This window comes from Flavipsychrobacter sp., from assembly GCA_041392855.1.
Lineage (GTDB): Bacteria > Bacteroidota > Bacteroidia > Chitinophagales > Chitinophagaceae > UBA5543.
Genome location: JAWKLD010000001.1, coordinates 814366 through 835001, shown reverse-complemented (window position 1 = coordinate 835001; position 20636 = coordinate 814366). Strand labels below are relative to the sequence as shown.

At 38.7% G+C, this 20636-nt stretch carries 19 protein-coding genes; 9 read left to right on the top strand and 10 right to left on the bottom strand.

Features of this window, described 5'->3' with window-relative positions; all coding sequences use genetic code 11:
- Nucleotides 1-71: 71 nt before the first annotated feature.
- From R2800_04045 to R2800_04035, 3 genes are read right to left on the bottom strand one after another with little or no spacing between them, the layout of a single operon-like run.
- Nucleotides 72-1790 carry a TonB family protein gene (locus R2800_04045; protein ID MEZ5016198.1) on the bottom strand — a complete coding sequence of 573 codons (1719 nt, stop codon included), beginning with the start codon at nucleotides 1788-1790 and terminating at the stop codon, nucleotides 72-74.
- An 18-nt stretch (nucleotides 1791-1808) separates the two neighbouring features.
- Complete coding sequence (locus R2800_04040) at nucleotides 1809-2789, bottom strand: TonB family protein (protein ID MEZ5016197.1); 981 nt, start codon at nucleotides 2787-2789, stop codon at nucleotides 1809-1811.
- Nucleotides 2790-2847: 58 nt separating this feature from the next.
- A complete protein-coding gene (locus R2800_04035) occupies nucleotides 2848-3066 on the bottom strand; it encodes a hypothetical protein (GenBank protein ID MEZ5016196.1) in 219 nt (72 codons plus the stop codon).
- Between the two features lie 103 nt (nucleotides 3067-3169).
- On the opposite strand from R2800_04035, the gene R2800_04030 reads away from it, so the two are divergent.
- From R2800_04030 to R2800_04015, 4 genes are all read left to right on the top strand, one after another.
- Complete coding sequence (locus tag R2800_04030; protein MEZ5016195.1) at nucleotides 3170-3964, top strand: hypothetical protein; 795 nt, start codon at nucleotides 3170-3172, stop codon at nucleotides 3962-3964.
- Nucleotides 3965-3968: 4 nt separating this feature from the next.
- Complete coding sequence (locus R2800_04025) at nucleotides 3969-4328, top strand: hypothetical protein (protein ID MEZ5016194.1); 360 nt, start codon at nucleotides 3969-3971, stop codon at nucleotides 4326-4328.
- A gap of 253 nt (nucleotides 4329-4581) precedes the next feature.
- Entirely contained in the window at nucleotides 4582-5433 is an 852-nt protein-coding gene (locus R2800_04020) for an AraC family transcriptional regulator (GenBank protein ID MEZ5016193.1), read from the top strand.
- 65 nt (nucleotides 5434-5498) lie between these two features.
- Nucleotides 5499-6428 (top strand): hypothetical protein, encoded by a 930-nt coding sequence (locus R2800_04015; GenBank protein ID MEZ5016192.1) that lies wholly within the window; start codon nucleotides 5499-5501, stop codon nucleotides 6426-6428.
- Between the two features lie 37 nt (nucleotides 6429-6465).
- Here the strand turns inward: R2800_04015 and R2800_04010 are convergent, their stop codons facing one another.
- The 4 genes from R2800_04010 to R2800_03995 form a co-directional block, all read right to left on the bottom strand.
- Nucleotides 6466-7011, bottom strand: coding sequence for a hypothetical protein (locus R2800_04010; protein MEZ5016191.1), 546 nt, complete (start codon nucleotides 7009-7011; stop codon nucleotides 6466-6468).
- A 20-nt stretch (nucleotides 7012-7031) separates the two neighbouring features.
- The gene (locus R2800_04005) at nucleotides 7032-8003 is read right to left on the bottom strand and encodes an NAD(P)-dependent alcohol dehydrogenase (GenBank protein ID MEZ5016190.1); all 972 of its coding nucleotides are present in this window, start codon (nucleotides 8001-8003) and stop codon (nucleotides 7032-7034) included.
- Nucleotides 8000-8977, bottom strand: a complete 978-nt coding sequence (locus R2800_04000) for an NAD(P)-dependent alcohol dehydrogenase (protein ID MEZ5016189.1) — start codon at nucleotides 8975-8977, stop codon at nucleotides 8000-8002. Before R2800_04000 ends, R2800_04005 begins: the two co-directional genes overlap by 4 nt.
- A gap of 436 nt (nucleotides 8978-9413) precedes the next feature.
- Nucleotides 9414-10397 carry a T9SS type A sorting domain-containing protein gene (locus R2800_03995; protein MEZ5016188.1) on the bottom strand — a complete coding sequence of 328 codons (984 nt, stop codon included), beginning with the start codon at nucleotides 10395-10397 and terminating at the stop codon, nucleotides 9414-9416.
- Between the two features lie 630 nt (nucleotides 10398-11027).
- Between R2800_03995 and R2800_03990 the strand changes: the two genes are divergently transcribed.
- The gene (locus R2800_03990) at nucleotides 11028-13277 is read left to right on the top strand and encodes a T9SS type A sorting domain-containing protein (GenBank protein ID MEZ5016187.1); all 2250 of its coding nucleotides are present in this window, start codon (nucleotides 11028-11030) and stop codon (nucleotides 13275-13277) included.
- 95 nt (nucleotides 13278-13372) lie between these two features.
- Here the strand turns inward: R2800_03990 and R2800_03985 are convergent, their stop codons facing one another.
- A complete protein-coding gene (locus tag R2800_03985; protein MEZ5016186.1) occupies nucleotides 13373-13930 on the bottom strand; it encodes a hypothetical protein in 558 nt (185 codons plus the stop codon).
- A 263-nt stretch (nucleotides 13931-14193) separates the two neighbouring features.
- On the opposite strand from R2800_03985, the gene R2800_03980 reads away from it, so the two are divergent.
- The gene (locus R2800_03980) at nucleotides 14194-15237 is read left to right on the top strand and encodes a hypothetical protein (GenBank protein MEZ5016185.1); all 1044 of its coding nucleotides are present in this window, start codon (nucleotides 14194-14196) and stop codon (nucleotides 15235-15237) included.
- A gap of 6 nt (nucleotides 15238-15243) precedes the next feature.
- A complete protein-coding gene (locus tag R2800_03975) occupies nucleotides 15244-15588 on the top strand; it encodes a hypothetical protein (protein MEZ5016184.1) in 345 nt (114 codons plus the stop codon).
- Between the two features lie 324 nt (nucleotides 15589-15912).
- On the opposite strand, the gene R2800_03970 is transcribed toward R2800_03975, so the two are convergent.
- Nucleotides 15913-16833, bottom strand: a complete 921-nt coding sequence (locus tag R2800_03970; protein ID MEZ5016183.1) for an IS1595 family transposase — start codon at nucleotides 16831-16833, stop codon at nucleotides 15913-15915.
- A gap of 208 nt (nucleotides 16834-17041) precedes the next feature.
- Here R2800_03970 and R2800_03965 point away from each other — a divergent pair, with 208 nt between their 5' ends.
- On the top strand, nucleotides 17042-17860 hold the full coding sequence (locus R2800_03965) for a hypothetical protein (protein ID MEZ5016182.1): 819 nt from the start codon (nucleotides 17042-17044) through the stop codon (nucleotides 17858-17860).
- A 363-nt stretch (nucleotides 17861-18223) separates the two neighbouring features.
- Nucleotides 18224-18631 carry a hypothetical protein gene (locus R2800_03960; protein ID MEZ5016181.1) on the top strand — a complete coding sequence of 136 codons (408 nt, stop codon included), beginning with the start codon at nucleotides 18224-18226 and terminating at the stop codon, nucleotides 18629-18631.
- Between the two features lie 95 nt (nucleotides 18632-18726).
- Here R2800_03960 and htpG read toward each other — a convergent pair whose 3' ends face one another.
- On the bottom strand, nucleotides 18727-20616 hold the full coding sequence (htpG, locus tag R2800_03955) for a molecular chaperone HtpG (GenBank protein MEZ5016180.1): 1890 nt from the start codon (nucleotides 20614-20616) through the stop codon (nucleotides 18727-18729).
- Nucleotides 20617-20636: the final 20 nt, after the last annotated feature.

Sequence of the window (20636 nt, the reverse complement as noted above, 5' to 3'; positions counted from 1 at the left end):
TGTTATAGTTATATTAAGGCGCTATAAACAGATTTTATAACACCTACCCCCTATTTTATAGCAATAGAATACTAGTAATAGGTAACAAAAAGGAAAGGGGCGCTCAAATAAACTTTACGTGGCGCTCCATTTACAGTTAACATAGCTTTTTTAGGGTCAGGCATTTGAGCTGCACGTCTTATAGCCTTTATTTGCAAAGCTACATCCACTTCAGGGCTTCTCGAGTTTATTTCTACAACATACCCCTCTTCATCTATCGCTAGTTCTATTATTACCTTGCCTTCAGTTTTCTTAACCCTTGCATTTTCAAGCTCTACTTCATTAATAATAATGTCTTCGCCATATTCAATGGGCAACATATAGATTGCATCCATCCCATTATACTCGTCTACTTCTATACTACACTCTTCTAGCACACCCAGGCCATTAAAGCACTCTTTATGATCTAAATTGCCATTTTTGTATACCAAATGTGTTGATAACGTGCCATCGTCATAATATCTTTTCAAGTCTCCTACCAAAAGACCGTTTTCATATTCCTCTTCCATCATCAATTCACCATTTTTATAGTAGTCTTTCCATACGCCATGCTTCTTGTTATTTTTATAACTTTCTGTACGCACTAGTGCTCCTACTTCGTTATAAAACTTCCAAATACTATCCCGCTTGCCCAGTTTATAAAACATTACATCTTCGACACTGCCTGCATCATCATCATAATAAGATACCCATGTACCATCTTTTTGTCCATAACTAAATAAGCCTTCTCTTTTTTTACGACCACCTCGATAGTAATATGTAAAAAAGCCAGAACGGAAGATATTAGCCTCTGGCTTGTCCAGCAAATTCAGGTCTCCAACGTAATAGGTGCCTGACATCTGTAAATCTCCCGACCTATAGTAATCTCTAACTACAAAGGGTTCATTGCTATTTTTCTTGTTCCTGACAACTCTATAGTACTCCAGATCAATTGCATCTGGCGCTACAGATCTCCATCTTTTATCAAAAAAGAAGGTATCAGCTTTATACGCTTGAGCAATCTTGAATGTAACCGGCACAGCATAACTAACTGCAACAGGGATACCATTTTTGTAACCTGGTTCCCAAGAAGGCATTTTTCGCACTACTCTCTTAGCCTCTTTTTGCAAGTCAATACTAGCATCTTTGCTTTGAGATCTTACTTTAGTTATATCACCATCTTCATCTACAACAAATGAAACAATGACCCTACCACTGATATTATTTTTTTTTGCCGATTCAGGGTAAACAAGATTTTCATTCAAATAATTGGCCATTGCATAATTGGCTCTAGGCATACTATCTACATAGCTGTACACAATTGTATCACACTCAATACTGTTATTTTTTGCACTAAAGCAGTTTGTTGTCAACAACACATTTCTATCAAACTCCTTTTTCTTTTTTACTTGGCTCTTGTAGTTATAATATTCCCAAACACCATCTTTTTCTCCTTTTTTATACTTACCCGTCATTATCAACAGTCCGTCAATATTGTAAAAAGAAAAATTTCCATTACGATAAGCTGAGGCTAATGTATTTTTTAAGGTCTGACTATTCTCTACATTATATTTCCCTTCACTATACAAAACATTATTATCATAATAATCCTGTACAATAAAAGACCCGCCGATATTTTCGTGAAAAACTCTTTTATAGGATGCAATTTCCGGGTCACACTCCTGCCACCCTTTATCAAAGTAAAAGGTGTCTACTTGTGCCGATGCAACTGTTGACAGGCTCACGAGTAGCAATAATAAATATCTCTTCATTAGATGGAGGGCTTATGCTTATTTCCTTTTCTTACCCTTCTTGTTGCTTTGCAACTTAAAGCTGAGCGGTATGGTGTAGTACACTTTTACAGGCACGCCATTTTGCTTACCCGGTATCCACGCTGGCATATGAGAGATAACTCTTAAGGCTTCTTTTTGCAAAATCTCAGGAACATCAGGGGTAACACATTCCGCGCCCTTTATAGAACCGTCCACATCAACATAGAATTTTATAATAGGGCGTCCTTGTATATTTTCTTCAATTGCCCTTCTTGGGTAGCGAGTGAACTCTCCCAAATATTTATTGATATCATACTCCGGCATTGGCATCTGCTCCACAAGTGTGAATATCGTCGACGTATATTCTTCACCATCGAACACCTCATCACAAGGTGCTTCCGTACCGTCTTTTTTATAGCAGGTATAGTCTACCGCTCCTTTCTTTTTACTTTTTGAAACCAGTTTTAGCTCCCCTGTCTTGTAATACATTTTCTTACCTCCATCTACCCAAACACCTACATCGTAACGCTTTTCTTCCTTTAGCTCCCCTGTGCGGTAAAAGGTTTTACATTCACCATCAAGCAAACCCGCTGTATAGTGTCTGATGATCTCCAGCTCTCCCGTTTCTTCGTAATATCGTTTCCATTCTCCTACCTTGTTATCGCTTTCATACATTCCCTCGGATTCCTTCTTGCCATTTTTCTGATAAAAAGTGAATTTACCAACACTAATATTTTTACCTTCTACATCTCTAAAAGCTTCTACACCAGAAGCTATCATGCTGCCTTCCATTTGCAAGACACCATTGATATAATAGTCCTTTACCTTGTAAGTACGTTCGTCTATCGGGGTTACTAACCTGAAAAACTCTGCTTTGGCTCTTTGTGTAGTAGGTTTCCAGTTCTTATTGTAGAAAAAAGTGTCTGTTTGTCCTGTAGCAGAATAGATATTGCCAAGTACCAACAGTAATAGTATGAGTTTAAAGGATAACTTATTCATACCACAAAGATAGTAGAAGCTATAAAATTTCAGCTACAGCAATTTAGTATATAGCAACTTATGCTGCAGATAGCCCCAGCATGGTAAGTTTTACGTAGTTATTACCAGGCTTTACGATTTGTATCAAACGTTGTCGTTTCAATTCTTTAATGGCAGGAGTTAATTGCGCTACAGATGTTTTTAGTTGACTTGCCAACTCTTCTATCATTATCATTGGGCGGGGATTAGCACTACTGCAAGCACTCATTTCTCTTATTTTCCAGAATACTCGCATCATAGTGTAAGTGGTTTCTTTTGAAGGTACACTATTTTATTTCAGCATATTTATAAATCTTAAGAGCTGCTTTCCTATTTTCGCAGATATATTTAAAACCACTATTATGAAATACATATCCCTATTCTTATTAGCAGCAGTACTTACTATCACTGCTTGCAAAGAACCTTACAACCCCAACTTCACTCAAGGTATTATTACAGACACCAGCTACATCATGACATCTGTATCCAAGATAAACGCTTCGGGCATAGGCAGTGCAGATGCAGGACTATCTTTTGCACACAAAATAAGTAGCAGCCCTAAGAACATCAGCCTCGAAGTTACTGGACTACCAACAGGCGCTACGGCTATCTTCAATCCACCAACGGGTACTACGCCGTTTAGCACTACGCTATCTATTAAAACTAAATTGACCAAAGCGGGTACTTACCCGATAAAAATAAAAAGCTACTCTAGTGGCAACGTAGTAGGACAGGAGCAAAACACCAGCTTGGTAGTAACCCAACCTACTGAAAAAGAATGTAACGACTTCTTCTTTACTGCTATGACAGGCAAACCTATTACTACCAAAAGCACTGTATATGGTACCATATTCGGAGAAACTACCGTTATGCAAAACAGTAAGAGCGAATTGTACTTCAACAAAGTAATGCTAGACTATAGCCCTCATAGTGTGCTAGAAAGAACAAGTAAAGAACCTATCATCTTCACGGTAAACTGCGAAACTGGATTAATAACAATAGCCAAACAGTCTATAGCATATACCTCAATTGCTTGGGGCACAGGCACTACTGAGATATCTGGTACGGGCACAGTAGACTTTACCAAAAACACCTATAGCATTACCTATACTACCAACTATGACACCTATACAATGGAAGGCATTGTAGTATTGTAACAACATGACCATAGCAGAACAAATATACCGAACACTGGCGGGGCACCTTACAGAGAAGCTGATAGGCAAGGGATACTATGTATTGATGCAAGAGGATCTACTCTCTGATGATGATACCCAACTACATATAGTATGGGCTAATGAAGAGGAGAACAAAGCCCTGATGCTGGCGTGGGATGCGGAACTTAATGTTTACGAACTACAGATAAACCGTAGTAGCTATGAGCCAGACCTCAACGATATGGACTGGGAAGAACTAGACGCAGTAAACTATACCAACCAAGAACTGGATGTGAACGATCATGATTTTGCTATTGAGAAACTGGTACATGCCTATGAGCAAGAAATAGAATTAGGGTACTAATACAACCAAATACATAACGCTATTTAAAGCCGAGCATATTACTGTTCGGCTTTTTTTATGTTGTAGTTACGTCTTAAGTCATGCTTTTGTCATTTACACAAAAGGCCATCTGTTTGGGCAGACCAATATCCCGATTCATCCAATTCGCTATAGTACTAAGGATATTTTTTATGGTATTTTATTGTTGCAGCCTGATAACTGCTCACTTATATCCCCTATAAAATGTTTATGTATAGATAGAAAAATTCAGGATATGCAATGCCAACTAAAACATCCCGTATGTGTATTGACGATAAGCGATACCATTAGCAACATGTTGCAAAAAAATGAGTACCGCAATCAGTACTTCAGCATTATATTACTAGACTGCCAAAACACAAGCTTGACCATCAACGATAGAGAGCACATAGTTAACGGCAATACGCTATTTTTCATTGCCCCCTTCCAACCGCTGCATTTTACAGACAAAGTACCGCAAAACGCGACGGTGATACAATTTAACGCAGACCTATTTTGTATAGAGAAGCATGATTCTGAAATAGGTTGCAATGGTATACTGTTCAATAGCATCTTCGACCCACCGATGCTTAGCATCTGTACAGAAGCTTTATCATACTTCAACAATAAGATACAGCAGATGTGTGCTGAAATAGAAGACACCACTATAGGAAGTGTAGACATGCTGGAGAGCCATATAAAACAATTCTTAGTGCATGCAGTAAGAATAAAAAAGTCTTTATCGAACCATGAGATAAGCAATGCCCAATCTATAGAGCAGGACAAGATCATTGAATTAAGACAATTGATCAACACACACTATAAAGAGGAAAGAAAACTAAAGTTCTACGCCGACAAACTATACCTGTCTGAAAGTGGCTTGCACAAACTCATCTCAAAACATACGGGCAAAACCTTCACAGAACTTCTTTACGATAAAATAATCATTAGCGCTAAAAAGCAGCTATTCACTACCAACAACTCGGTAAAAGAAATAAGCTACGACCTAGGTTTTAACGACCCTGCCTACTTCAATAGGTTCTTTAAAAAACAATGTACTATTACTCCGGAGAACTATAGAAAAGTTATACGGAATAGTGCAGCTTAGCTACAGAATAGTGCAACATAACTTGTATTGTCTTCGGCAACTTTGTAGAAACAATATTTACTGTTATGAAAAGAAACATTTTATTATTCTCTGCACTAGCGATATTAGCTACTGCATGTAAAAAAGACAATACGACAACACCAACTACAACTACAACACAAGGCAAAGATCCTAATACTGCAGAAGTGGTTTCGGTAGATAGATTTAGTAGCTCGGCTGGTATGTTGTTCGTAAGAGATGCCAACAACGGTTTACCTGCGGCAAATGCAGCTATCAACTTCGATATGGCTCCGTTCATCACCAAAGGGTTAGGACCAAACGGCATGAAGGTAGAATATTACAACTTCGATGTAATGCCTACTACACCTGCACCTATATATGTGTTATTTAAAGATGGTGCTACTGCTCCTGTAGATGGTCAGCTCAACATCATCAATGTAATACCCGGCGATGCAGGCTACAACGATTTTTGGCAAGTAGTGAAAGTAACTGTGCCTGACAACTATGTTGCCAATAGCGTAACTAGCTATAGCGAGATACTTAACAAAGGCTATACCACTACAACTACAGATATGCTGGTGAATTGCCCTGTCGTACCTAAAGGGTCTACAGCAAGCAAAAAGTTTGGTGGTGGTAGCAGCGCTTTAGTACGCGGTTGGTATAAAGACAAAGTGGTTTACTATTTCAGTTTTGAAGAAAAAGCATTGAAAGGTAATGCAGTGCCATTATCACCTATCTATGTCACTTTCAACATCAACCCTGATATGACAGGTGGTGGACCGGGTTCTGGTTTTGTAACAGAGATGGGAAGTGACCAAACACACAACGTAATTGCAACTGTACCTGCAGATGCTGGTTACTCACCACTATGGAGTGTGAACGTGTATGACAATGCAGACTTTAACAGCGTGAGCAACCTGTCTACAGCGCAGGCACTAACATTGAAAGGAACAGGAGTGGCTACTGTTAATTGCCCTGTAGTATCAGTGCAATAAAGCAGTTTCTTTTCTATCTACATAAAGAGTGGAGCTATTATGGCTCTGCTCTATTTTTTTGTGATAAAGCTTGCACTTTCTTTATCGCCTTCTTCAACGATACATCTATATCTTCGGGCTGCTGCTCTAGGCAGAGCTGCAATTCATTTTTCAGTTCGGGATATTCTTTAGTGACCTGATATAAAACCTCTAGAGAAACGGTCTTAATATGTGTACTCTCTTCAGGCGCTACCAACCATTGAAACATATAGTCAATAGCCAAGCCTTTATCCTCTTCGGGTATGCCCGCTATACGCCAGTATTTCGCAAACTGTTGTTCAAAACCCGGTGCTACGCATGTAGTTCTTATACTAAAGAGGCATGGTAATACATCGAACAACTTTTCTTTATCACATAACCCAACATCACTTAGCAACCATGCCATCCTCATCGCCGTCTTCTCTTCTTCTTGCAGTAGAGGGGTTAGTGCCTTTAGGTTGATGTTATGCTCCACTATATACCTAGCCCAAGCAGTACGTTGTGTACCTGTGCTTGTCTTAAGCTGTGCTTTCAGTTCTTGATATAGTAGTTGTTCTTGGTTCAAGTATTTATTAAAGTTAATAACTACACCGTTATCACCACCTTTCCTTTATAGTTGCCCAAGCCAAAATATTCAAACGCCTCTCGTGTTTTATTGAGCGGGAATAGCTTATCTATTACAGGAACAACCTTACCTAGTGCGTAGAGTTTATTTAACTCTTCCAAGTCTTTAGGGTTGGGCTTGTGTGCCAGTATGGTGAGTTTCTTTTTGCCCAGCATATTCAAGAATGGCGCAACGAACAAGAACTGCAACAGCAGCCTACCCATATTACCACCCACATACACAAAAGTACCTGTAGGGGTCAATGCCCTTCTGTAGTCGTATATAGAGCGATGGGCTACATTGTCCAGTATCAGGTCGTACTGCTTGCCATTGCGGGTATAGTCTTCCTGTGTATGGTCTATCACATAGTCGGCACCCAGCTCCTGTAACATCTTCAGCTTACTACCCTTATCTACACAGGTCACCGTAGCCCCTAGCGATTTGGCATATTGCAAACCCAGTGTACCTACTCCTCCACCTGCACCGTTTATCAGTACCTGATCTCCTGGTTTTATTTGGTGCTTGTCTCGCAGCCCCTGTAGTGCCAGCACACCTGCCTGTGGCAACGATGCTGCTTCTTCAAAGCTCATGCTCGGCAGCTTATGTGCCAGCGTGTCTTCTTTGGTGCATACATACTCTGCAAAACCACCCCATTCGTAACCACTCATATCGCCAAACACCTCATCACCTATCTTGAAGCGAGTTACATTTTTACCCACTGCTACCACCACACCTGCCACATCTGCCCCCAGTATAGTGCGCTTAGGTTTGTTGAACCCTCCTATCAACTTCACCATGAACTGTTTACCTTGTAGCAAGTCCCAATCCCAAGAGTTGATGGATGAGGCATGTACTTTCACATACACTTCATTATCCTTTGGCATGGGTCTGTCTACCTCCGTATAGGTGAGCTCATCGGCTGTTCCATATTTATGATATACTACCGCCTTCATGATACTGCTAAATTATTGATAACAACATTACCCGCCTTCGCCCCTGTGTCTACATATCTATGTGCTTCTGCCGTTTGGGATAGCGGATAGCTTCTATCTATTACTGCTTTAATATGCCCTGCCTCCACTAGTCTTTTCAGTTCTTCCATATCTCTTTGCTTATAGGCTGCCATACCTGTTATTACTTTTTTGGTTTGGTAGTTGATGAGTTTTGCTGCTAGTATGCGAGACAAACCCGGGTTGCCCGCTAAATACCTGCCGTGCGGTAGTAGCATTCGGGTAAGTTTCGATAGTCGCTCCACACATACTATATCAAATATCACATCATAGGCGGCTTTCTCCTTAGTATAGTCTTGCGATACATAGTCTATCACATGGTCGGCACCAATGGCTTTAAGCATCTCCAGCTTACTGCCCCTATCTACCGCCGTCACCTCTGCCCCATAGTATTTGGCCAGCTGCACGGCATAGGTACCTATACTACCTCCTGCACCTATTATCAGCACTTTTTCTCCTTGTTTTATATTGGCTTTTCTTAAAAAATGTAAGGCATTGATACCACCTGTAGGTATGGTTGCTGCATCGACAAAGCTCATATTAGTGGGCTTGTTGATAATTGGGTATTTGACAGGCAGGCATACAAACTGCGCATGTGCCCCTAGTGTGAAGAGTGTAGGTGCTACTACCTCATCGCCCACAGTCCAGTTAGTGACGCGCTCGCCCACAGCCGCCACAGTACCCGCCAGCTCTTGCCCCAGTATACGTCGCTTAGGCCGAAAGATACCGAACATTATGCGCACAGGCAGCCACACAAATGCAGGAAAGCGAAAAGCCCTCAACTCGCAATCGCCCAGTGTAACGGTGGAGGCATGTATCTTTATCAAGACCTCCTCTGCCTTAGGCTCGGGGATGGGTACATCCACATATTGCAACACCTCGGGCGCACCATATTCGCGGTAAACGACAGCTTTCATACGGTGCAAGATTTATAGATACGGTAAAGTAACCAACGGTTAATCGGCGAACTACCCTTTTGCGTAGGTGAATAGCCCACTGCTGTTGCACTGTTTCATGTTTCACTGTTTCAACTCGACAGTTTACTTTTTGCATCACCGCTATTGTGAATACAGGTTGGTACGCTCAAGATATTATGTGAGACTGCTTCGTGCCTCGCAGTGACGTGAGGGTACTGTTGCACTGTTGCATGTTGCATGTTGCACTGTTGCAGTACAACCGTTTACTTTTTGCATCACAGTACGACACAAGTCATTTCGAACCCTTTAGTGGTGAGCAATCTGCCTACAGCATAAATTATAGATGTCTCTCTTCGTTCGACATGACGAACTACTGTTGCACTGTGGCGTGTTGCACTGTTGCACTGTTGCATTACGACTGGTTACTTTTTTCACCTTACTCTAGCAGGAGCTTGCCTGTATATAGATATATATCGTTGCTGACGCGGTAGTAATACAACCCTCGCTGAAGGGTGCTCACATCTAGCTTGTTGGTATATACGCGTTCCTGCACCTTAGTGCCTAGTATATCGTATAGCTGTATGCGATACTCCTCTTGCCTATATAGTGTTGGTAGATGCACTACGCCTGTAGCAGGATTGGGATATAGCTCCAAAGCGCCATTATTCTTTATACTACCTACACTACCTCCAAACTCGTCCAGCTCTACCTTTATCTCATCTATTATCCAGCCATCCAGCGTGTCGGCAGTAGCATCACTCACAAATTTGAATCTTATTTGTATTCCTCTTTTCACACATTGAGGGCCACCAGTACCTGTAGTACGCAAAGGAAAGCCATGAAAGAACTGAAACCTACTCGTTTGCCAGCCATTGCTTGTGCCCGAGAAGGCAGGCGTACCATCTTGTAAGGTATCCTTATCCGTATATATATTTTGGGTGATCACACCTTCTGCTACAGAGTTACTTACATTACAATCTCCTGCTATATTATTCCAGGTCTTGCCCGAGTCGTTGGAGAACTCTATATAGCCTCCATCTTTACCGCTATCGGTCTGGTACTTATGCTTGAAGGTGATTATCGGGTTAAAATAATACCCGTATATACTATCTAGGTTGATAACAAATGCACCATTGGCATTGATGGGATATTTATTGGTACTATCCGTCATAATACCTGCATTGGTATGCCCACCTGCCGCGAAGAATTTTTTCTGCGTAGTGCCTATTTGCCAAAGTGAGTCTTTGGTAGTACGCTGTATATAAAACTTGGAGGTGTCTTTAACTATCGTATCGGTAACCGCAAAATGAAAGACTGTAGAGTCCTTAGGCATTCCATCAAATACTTTAGGGTTTATCTGAGCATTAACGGAAGTAGTAATTACAAAAAGGCCTAACAGTAAGGGTATATATAGTTTCATATGAAAGGTTTTAATATTAATGAAGGTATATATTTTATAACAAGCAGCCAATTATAAAAAGAGAACCTGCCGAGTTGCAACAGTGAAACATGCAATAGTGAAACAATAATTCGTGTCATGTCGAACGAAGAGAGACATCTGTATCTTTATAGAATAGATTCCTCCTCCTCGTACCTCGTTCGTCGAAATGACGAGGTTGTAAAAAAGTAACCAGTCCTAATGCAACAGTGCAACATGCAACAGTGCAACAGTGCAACAGTGCAACAAAAAATCTATTACACTACCATGACCTTCTACTAAAATTCCTGATAGCTAAGGTGGCAATGTCTTTCAGCGCTTTATTCTTAAAAAACTCATGTAGCTACAACAAAAATTACTATAGCAAGAATACATACTTTACGAAACAGCTATCTGAAATTTAATTTTTTCTTAATACTAAAAAAAATATATTCGTATTGCCTATAAACAACACCAAATGTTCACCAAATCACCATTGAACTTTAAGGCATATACTTCTTTTATGCTATTTCTATTCCGGCTGTATAGCTCCGGCTTCGTCTGACGTATTTCATACACGCACCTGAAAATAGATACGATTACCTCCTTTTTTTCAACCTAAAACCATCAAAAATGAAAAGAATAAACCAATACCTATCCAAAGGTATGCTTGGCGCATTATGCGTTTTTGTTAGCTATTCATCAATAGCACAAACTCCCAACCGCTGGAAAACAATTTTCCCTTTTACTGATGATGTAAAGCAATACTCTACAGAGATGTTGTACAATACTACCAACCTCCCTTTTCAACCCACTCCTGATGCCTCTGCTATGGCTGGCACGATATATTATACAAGTGCCGAAACCGATGCACATTATATTTTGATGCATGAACTAGGAGGCAAACTAGCATCAGTAAGCTATAACCACTTGGCAAGAATAGGCTCTCATCCTAACATAGATAGAACCAGTATGAAAGTAGTTGACCTCGAAGCCGTAGAAATACCGGGGTTTGATGACGAAATGCTGATTACTTGCCAAAGTAGAGAACGTGATGGCTCTACGCCAACCATATGTATTCCTTGTCCATGGGTAGGTAATATACAGAACGACTTTATCACAGTTATGAGAACAGACCTATATGGTAATGTATTAGACGCGTTAGACATATGGGATAATAGTGACGGTAATGGCTTGTTAGATTTTGAGTTGTACCCGACTCATACATTGTATAAAAAGTTCACTTACTTATCAAATAATTATGAGATACTTTATATATGTGGTACTGCTACAACAGAGAACACCTCTTTGCCCAATCAACCAGACTATAAACACGACAAAAAAGCATTTGTTATAGCTGTGGATGTTAGTAATAATCAGCTAAGCGTGTTAGGCAATATTACATTTAACTACCGCTCAACAGGCACTACCATTATACCTAGCCCTGGTGACTTTAACGGCAGACAATATGATTTTGATATAGCCATGCATTTAGACTGGATCACATCCGGTTCGTATATCGACCATGTAATGGTATCAGGAAGTGTGAACGGAGAGCAACCTAACCCACTGAACCCCGGAGACCCCAATACTGAATATAATAGAAGTGCTGCAATGAACCTTGTTTTGAACCCTGTAACTCTTGCCATCCAAGCAGACTTTCCATATATGTCTAAAAAGATAGAAGAACAAGGAGAAAATGAATACAGCATCGGACTAATGGAACATAGCAATGCACTTGCACCATTCAACTATAAATATCAACTAGGAAATAAGTTCTATATATCAGACAGAGGAGAATACCCTTACTCTGCATATGGCATGTGGGTAAACAGACTTCATGCAGACCTTTTCATCCTGCCTAGTGCCACACCTACCATGTACACTATTGATGGAGAATATTGGGGTATGAAGATCATGCCTACTTATGGCCAAACACCTATTGGCACACAAACTGCACGTACGGGGCATTTCCTGATCTCAGGGTTTCAAACAGAGGATTGTAATTTTACATTCTACAAACCATCAATGAGCAACATGACCGCCTTTCTGGTAGACTTACACGTAGACTACTGGGCTGCTCCTGGCGACAAAGTTAGAGTTACGCCAAAGTTCATCCCACCTCCTGCAACAAACCCTGGTCAATGGACCTCTTTTAACAGCACAACAGGTACTGGTGGCTACGCTTACTTAGGTGGTGGCTTATCCAATTCTGTATGGTATAATACTGAATTTGCTGCTAGAAATTTCAGCAATCTTGCTAATCCTAATAATGGGGACGATGAGGTAATTATGTACACACCAAAATATCAGCCTGATGGTAGTGGCAGTAATATATTAGGTTTTGCTTATACTGCTGCAGACAATGATTTTTATAGCTTACCAGATGCACCACTTACTTGTGGCCCTGAACATGACTGCGACCCTACATTCTATGAAGAGGAAGTAATGGCTGTAGCTTCGTCCACAAACAACGACCCGTTAGTTTTATGGGATGCAAATGCAGCAATTGTTCAAAACGTATATGACGATCCAGTAGAATTGATTTGTCAAGATTATAGTTCTCCTCCGGGTATCTCTAGCTATAAAAATGGCGCTACTGTAAAGAACATTATGGAAGCTAGTGAAACTAAAGTATTCCCTAACCCAACTAACGACCATGTTTTTGTTAACCTTTCATCTGCTATAGATAAAGAGGCTAATATTACTGTTGAGTTGATCAATATTCAAGGACAACATATGGGCAACCTATATAAAGGACGTGCTGAATTACTAAACAACCAAAGAGCACTTTCTTTACCTGATGTAGCTCCGGGTCTTTACTTAATCACTATTAGTGACGGTAGAGAACAACTACATAAAGAGAAACTTACTATTCAATAATAGTTAAGCGATCATAATACCACATAAAAAAGCCCCTCCTTACGAGGGAACTATATACTACTTGGGACAAATAAATTTTAATAAAAATTAATAGATTATGAAACGCCCTTGGTGGTTTTGTTTTGATTTTTTGGTGATTGTATTGTGCTGTCTGATGTCATTGGCTTTAATTGTAATGATGGCACTGAATTATTATGTTTATTTTGTTCTTCCTGAAAAGCTTTCTTCTGCAACCCATACTGAAGCCATGAAGTATATACAGTCGCTACCCCTATAAGTAATGTTAACGCAATAACAGAAATATCTTTAAACTTTAACAGTTTTCTGCTATTATACTTGCCTGTATATCCTCCTTCTCCATGATATGCGATACCTTCTAATGTTATTATCCAATCGGTAAAACATAGTTCATCAATTGGAGTTGACATGTAATATATTGTTGCGTATCCGTCCTTCAATAGTTTGACTAATATTTGATTTAGTATTTCGGAAGCTCCATCTTTTGAAAACGATTTATCTTCTTGTTGGGCTTTATGTAATAATGTTTCTATGCATATTGATTCGTTAATATGGGAATGTTTATACAATAGCTTTAGTATGAGGTCAAGCTTACTTCTCATATCCTCATGATTTGCAATTATTCGGTTCTCCATGCCGAAAAATACAGTTAGTATATTTCATAAAATAGAGTATAAACACCCTAAATAGTATTTCAATAGTTGTTACATTTGTTGTGTAGTATCGTTAATCGTACTTGCTACTCTGAATAACCACAAATGAGAAGCATTGCAAAGTATGGTCATATGGTACGCCTGTATTGGCGTAGCTGTGTCTTTTTGCAATGTAGGCTGTGGTTAGCCTTGAGTAGCATAAGAATATCGGCTACGCTATTTTTTAACTCAAAATAACCACAATTATGAAACAGCTACTAGCATTGCTATTAGTGGTGTTACCTTTTATTTCCTTTTGTCAAACAAATAGCTACATTATTGATAGCGATAAGGCAATCGCTGATTTTTTTAATAGTTCAATATTACAAGACAATTATTATTACCAATCTGCAACGGTTACTAAATTAAATCAGGAACAAAGAACCATCGACTTTGTAAAACAAGTGAAGGGGTCTTCTATTTGTTTAGTAGATAGGTTGAATAAAACTATATTTTTAGCACTTGCAGACCCAGAGAATAATAATCAACGTATAATTTATTCAGGATATAAAGTTACTGGGGCTACCCAAGTAAAAAATAGCAATATTATAGAGGTTGATTATTATTTCAAGAAAATTGAAAACAACAAGGAATTAGATGACATTATAGACGGAAGTTTATCTATATACGGGCATGATTCATTTGAGGTAAGAATAAATAACTACCCTTCATTTTATAATTATAAGTTTTACCAAAAAGACAGATTAAATAAAATAGAGGGGTATAGCTATGTAGGAAATGATACTACTAAGATTTATCACCTTAATGAATTATCCCCTGAAGATAGACCTCAATTAATAAACCCTAACCCGCCTAAAAAACATGAAAGTAACACTATACTTGACAAATATATAGCAGAAAGGGAGGCTATTATTCAATCATTAAAACAGCTAAATAAAGACCACTATACATATAGTGGTGGTACATATACTCGAATAACACCAAACCTAACAAAGAATTATCCATTATCTAATATGTGGCCTGTTGCGTCTTATGCTATTGATAAGCAAAATGGAATACTAGGATTGGTATTAGTACCATCATTCAACCCTAATTATCCTGACATTAATTTTAGAGGCGATATAACCAAGTATAGTCAAAATAAAGGCAAAGTACATATTGAAGCAGAAAGCACTTATTTCAGGGTAAAGATTGACATACAGCCTGATTATTCATCCCGTATTGAAGTAATAGGAGAAACAAAACGGCATGTTTATAAATCTGGAAAGCTAATTAAACTATATAAATAAAATATTATGAAATTTTCTGCACTTAGAACCATTGCAAAAGCTATTAATTTTTTTGCATGGATAGTTTTTATTTCAAATGTAGCAGTACTATTAGTAGCAACATACGGACTTTATTTATCTCACTTAGAATACATTAAATACAATATTGAACCTAGGCTTTTGTATTCAACATTTGGCATCGTGGTATTGGTAATTGTAGGAGTGCTAATATCACTGTTTATACTAGTGATAATGCTAGGAGTTTCAGAATTAATAAAGCTATTTATCAACTTATCTGATAAGTTAGAGAACATTGATAATAATATATACGTCTTAGCAGCTAATCATGAAGAAGCGGAGCAAGTTGTATAGGCTATGTAGGCTCATGGCTAGGTGTTTTATATGGCTTATATACCCCTATAATGATAAATAAAAAAGGAGGCTATTACACCTCCTTTTCTCTACCTATTCATTAATAAGTGCGTTACACTTATAGTAGTTACAGTTACAAGCAAAATAATAGCTAAAGCCTGTTGAAATGTAACTTTTGCCTCAATGATAGGACATGCAGGGGAACCGCATGTTTTGATTGTTAAGTCAATCATGTAAAATATTTTTAGTTAGATACAAAGTTCACTTTGCTTAACTATCCTTTCAATAGGTACACTAATTGGTGTATCTATTTTTTATATGATTTTATTTTCTTATTAACTCTTTATAAGTAACACGTGTATTAGAGACCTTTAATACAGCATTTTTAAAGCGTTCTACGCTTGTTAAATCACGAGTATTATATCTATATCCAAACTCACTACAATAGTTGTTTAGGTGCTTTACTGATACACTATGATATATACCATAGATACCACGCTTTAAGATTGACCAAAAGCCCTCAATAGAGTTTGTATGGAATTTACCTCTTACATATTCCTCTTTTTCATGGTTTACAATCTCATGTTGTTTGAACTCTTTATGTAAACCACTATAAGCACCAAACCCGTCTGTTATTATGGTAGCATCTTTGCTTACAATCTCACGTACTATTGGTTTTATTGCAGCACCGTTAGCATAACCTGTAGTAACAGGACGTAATACCATATTACCATTACGCTGCAATAGACCTACCATAGGAGTTTTGCCAGTATAACCGTTTACTCTTTTACGCTTTGATTTATGTTTGTTACGCTCCTTACCACCAATGTAAGTTTCATCAATCTCAACTTCACCAGTCAACTGGTCAGTGCTATTGTCTTTTAGCATTTCACGAATACGGTGTAATACAAACCATGCTGATTTTTGTGTAATACCCAATGTTTCTGATAATTGTATGCTACTTACACCTTTCTTAGATGTAGTGCAAAGGAACATAGCAGCAAACCAAGTTCTAAGACCGATTTTAGAGTTTTCAAAGATAGTGCCAACGGTTACGCTGAACTTCTTATGACAAGTCTTTTCACGGCACTTATAACCTCTATTAGTTACATACGGGTTGATGCAACCACAATGAGGGCAAGCAGGATTGCCTCCCCAACGCTGTTGAGCGTACCACTCTTTACAAAAGTCCTCGTCTTTGAAGAAGTCTAATAGCTGTTGTAAGTTCTTGAACTGGCTTTGCATTTGATTAGTTTGTGATACAAATATACAACTTGTCCCGTTAACTACCTAATAATAAGCGTAGATTTTTTCATCAATCTATATCATTCCAAAATTTATAGCCTTTACAGTAAGTGCTTTCAGCATTTATTGAGATAGTTAAGGATAAATATTTGTTTGCAACATAAAAAAACACATATCTTTACAATGCTAAAATTTAAAGATTATATCAATGAATACTGAAACAGATAAAAACATACCCAAAAATGAGGAATCAAGTTCGTACCGAAGTAAGCGTACGCGTAGCTCTCCGTATCCATCCTATATCATAAATAAATGCTTTGATTTGGTGCAAGACATCGATACTGAGTTTACCGATGTTGTTTATACTCCACAAGAAGATATAGTTAATAATGTAGGTAAAAAGGGTGGTGCATTCCTTATGTTTCTCGGTTCTTGCGTTCAATACAATTTATTAGATTTGAAAAAAGGTGAAGGATATAAACCTTCTGCACTATTTAAAAAAATATCAAGACCATTGCCTAATGAAAATGTAGACGATTTATACAAGGAGTGCTTGCTTGAGCCCAATTTATATAAAAGTTTAATAAATGAGTTCAATAATAAAGCCTTGCCAAGCAAAAGTGGGCTAGCTAATATATTGGTGAGGAATTACAATATAAAAAGTAATGCCGCAGACAAAGCCGCTACTATATTCATAAAAAATCTTAATGAGTTAGGATGTATTAAGGACGGGAATATATTATACTTAAATTCCGTTAAAGCCAATAAAGTAGAGGAGATTGAAGACGATAGCACTATTATTGAAGAGCAGGAATCTATCGTTAAAGATTCGCAAATAAATACACCCTCTACGTCTGTAACTACGCAGACCAACCAATTACTATTAACAGAATCAACAAATCACGATAAATTAACCATAAAACTTACAGAGGGCAAACATGCGTATTTGTCTTTTCCAAATGATATAAACGTAAAAGATATAGAAATACTAAAATTGCAGATAGAATCACTTTCATTAACAATATAAAAAATACCGATGTAGTTACATCGGTATTATAATTTGCTAAAATTTAAAGACTGTCGAAACAGACTCTTAATGCTACAAAGATAAGAAAAGATAAGAAAGGGCAAAATTAATTGCCCGTATTTAAGATGACCAAGGAACGAAACTACAACAGATTAGGGCAGCCAACATATACTGCCGACCACATTAGAGTTACGGTACGTTGTTAGTCTCATAAGCTAAACAATACACGCCGTCCCGTTGTAAGTCGTTTACAGTCCACAGGAAAAGAACCATTCGCGGTGGTCGCCTCGTTTCTACGAGGCTTTCCTGTTTCAACTACAAAGGTACAACAATAGTACCAGATATTAATTAAATTTGCTTTATATGAGTAACGATAAAGACAATAAAAAGAAAGAACGTGCTGATAAGTACGAAGAAAAGGTGAAGTTTGACGGCACTTTTGAGGAAATGGTGGGTATGAGCTTTGGAGGTAAGAAAGAAGAAAAAGATATGATTGAATTACATTTTGCTTTTGAAGAGAAGGAATATAGCTTCAAATATCGTACAGAAGAAAGAATAGAAGGAGAAGGGAGAGGACGGGTTGAATGGAAAGATTATTATATCACCTTTGAAGATAAGCGGCAAGGTATTAATATTAAAAATGAACTTTTGCAATCCACAAAAGGTAAAGGCTCTTGGGTGAAAGATGGCAATATAGATGCTCCAATAGATTTACTATCAAAAATATCAAGTAATATTTACAAGTTTGAAAACGGGGGAAACAGCGAATAACACGCTGTTTTTTATTTGCCTACCCTTGTCCCAAGTAGTATATAGTTACCCCTTACGAGGGGCTTTAAATTTATAGAACCATTAAAAAACAATACTTACATCATGGCTACACTACGGTTGAGGAAGTTGGTCAAGTCCTCACCCTTTAGCATATCCTGCGATAGCAATGCCAAGTCGAATGCATGACGGGCAATGCGTACCCTATCATCTTCCTGCTCTGCCTTTAGTATACGGCTAATCAGCTCATGATTACCATTCACCCCTACTTTGTAGCTCTCCGGCATAGCACCAAACATAGCCATGCTTGGGTTCATTTGTGCCATCTCACGCATACGGCGGGTCATCTCGTCCATTGTCACCGTTACAGGTAGTTCGTCTGCACTTATGCTCTCTACTTCTACCTTCATGGTCTCCCCTTTGTTGATGGCTTTGTTGAATATCTCGGTCACCATCTTTGTTTCTTCTTCTGTTAACGCATGAGCTACAGCATCTTCTTTTTTGATGAGGTTGTTTATCGTATCAGAGTCTACACGTCTTAGGGTTATTTTCTCCAGCTTATGCTCCATGAAGCTCACAAAGTGATTATCGATAGGAGAATCCATAAGCAATACATCATAATCCTTTTTAGCCGCCGCTTGTATCTGAAAGTTTTGCTTCTCAGGGTCGGTAGCGTATAAGTACACCAACTGCTCTTCTTTATTCTTCTGTGTAGGCTCTACCTTCTCTTTATATTCGTCTAGTGTGTAGAATTCGTTCTTCGTATTCTTCAACAGGGCAAACTTAGTGGCCTTCTCGTAGAACTTCTCATCAGTCACCATACCGTATTTCACAAACAGACCAACATCTTGCCATTTAGACTGGTAGCCCTCACGATCGCTCTTGAATAGCTCTGCTAATTTATCAGCCACCTTCTTAGTGATGTAGCTATTTATCTTCTTCACATTACCATCTGCCTGTAAGAAGCTACGCGATACGTTCAACGGGATATCCGGAGAGTCTATCACCCCGTGTAGCATCATTAAGAACTCCGGTACGATCTCCTTCACCTCATCGGTAATGAATACCTGACGAGAGAAAAGCTTGATCTTGTTCTCCTGCATTGGGTTGAAGTCTTTCTTCAATTTAGGGAAGTACAATACCCCTGTCAGGTTGAATGGATAGTCTACATTCAGGTGTATCCAGAATAGCGGGTCTTCCGTCATCGGATATAGCTCGCGGTAGAAATTCAGGTAGTCTTCGTCTGTCAGGTCGCTAGGCGCTTTTGTCCAGATAGGAGCGGTATTGTTGATGATATTATCCAACTCTACCGACTTGTATTTAGGCTTGCCTTCCTCATCCTCACCATCAGGCTCTTGCTCTGTTCTCGTACCAAACTTTACAGGTATTGGTAAGAAACGGCAATGCTTATCCAATATTTGCTTCAGCTTATACTCTTCTAAAAACTCTTCGCTCTCTTCGTTCACATGTAGTATAATATCAGTACCTACCGTATCACGGCTACCTGCACTTATCTCAAAGCTAGTACTACCATCACACTCCCAACGTGCCGCTTCTGCACCCTCTTGATAAGAAAGTGTGTTGATCTCCACCGTGTCTGCCACCATGAAAGCAGAATAGAAACCCAAACCGAACTTACCAATGATCTCATTGGCATCTTTAGCTTCTTTGAACTTCTCTACAAACTCTGTAGCACCAGAGAAGGCGATTTGGTTGATGTATTTCTTGATCTCCTCAGCCGTCATCCCCAAGCCATTATCTGAAATAGTAATGGTCTTCTTTTCAGCATCCAGCTTCACCTCTACCATTGGTGTAGGTAGCTCGCCCTTGTACTCGCCAAGAGACGATAGACGTCTTAGCTTCTGTACGGCATCGGTAGCGTTAGACACTAGCTCACGAAGGAATATCTCATTATCCGAATAAAGGAACTTCTTAATAATGGGAAAGATGTTTTCCGTATGTATGGAAATAGTACCTTTTTCTTGCATATCTATTATGTTTTTACTTT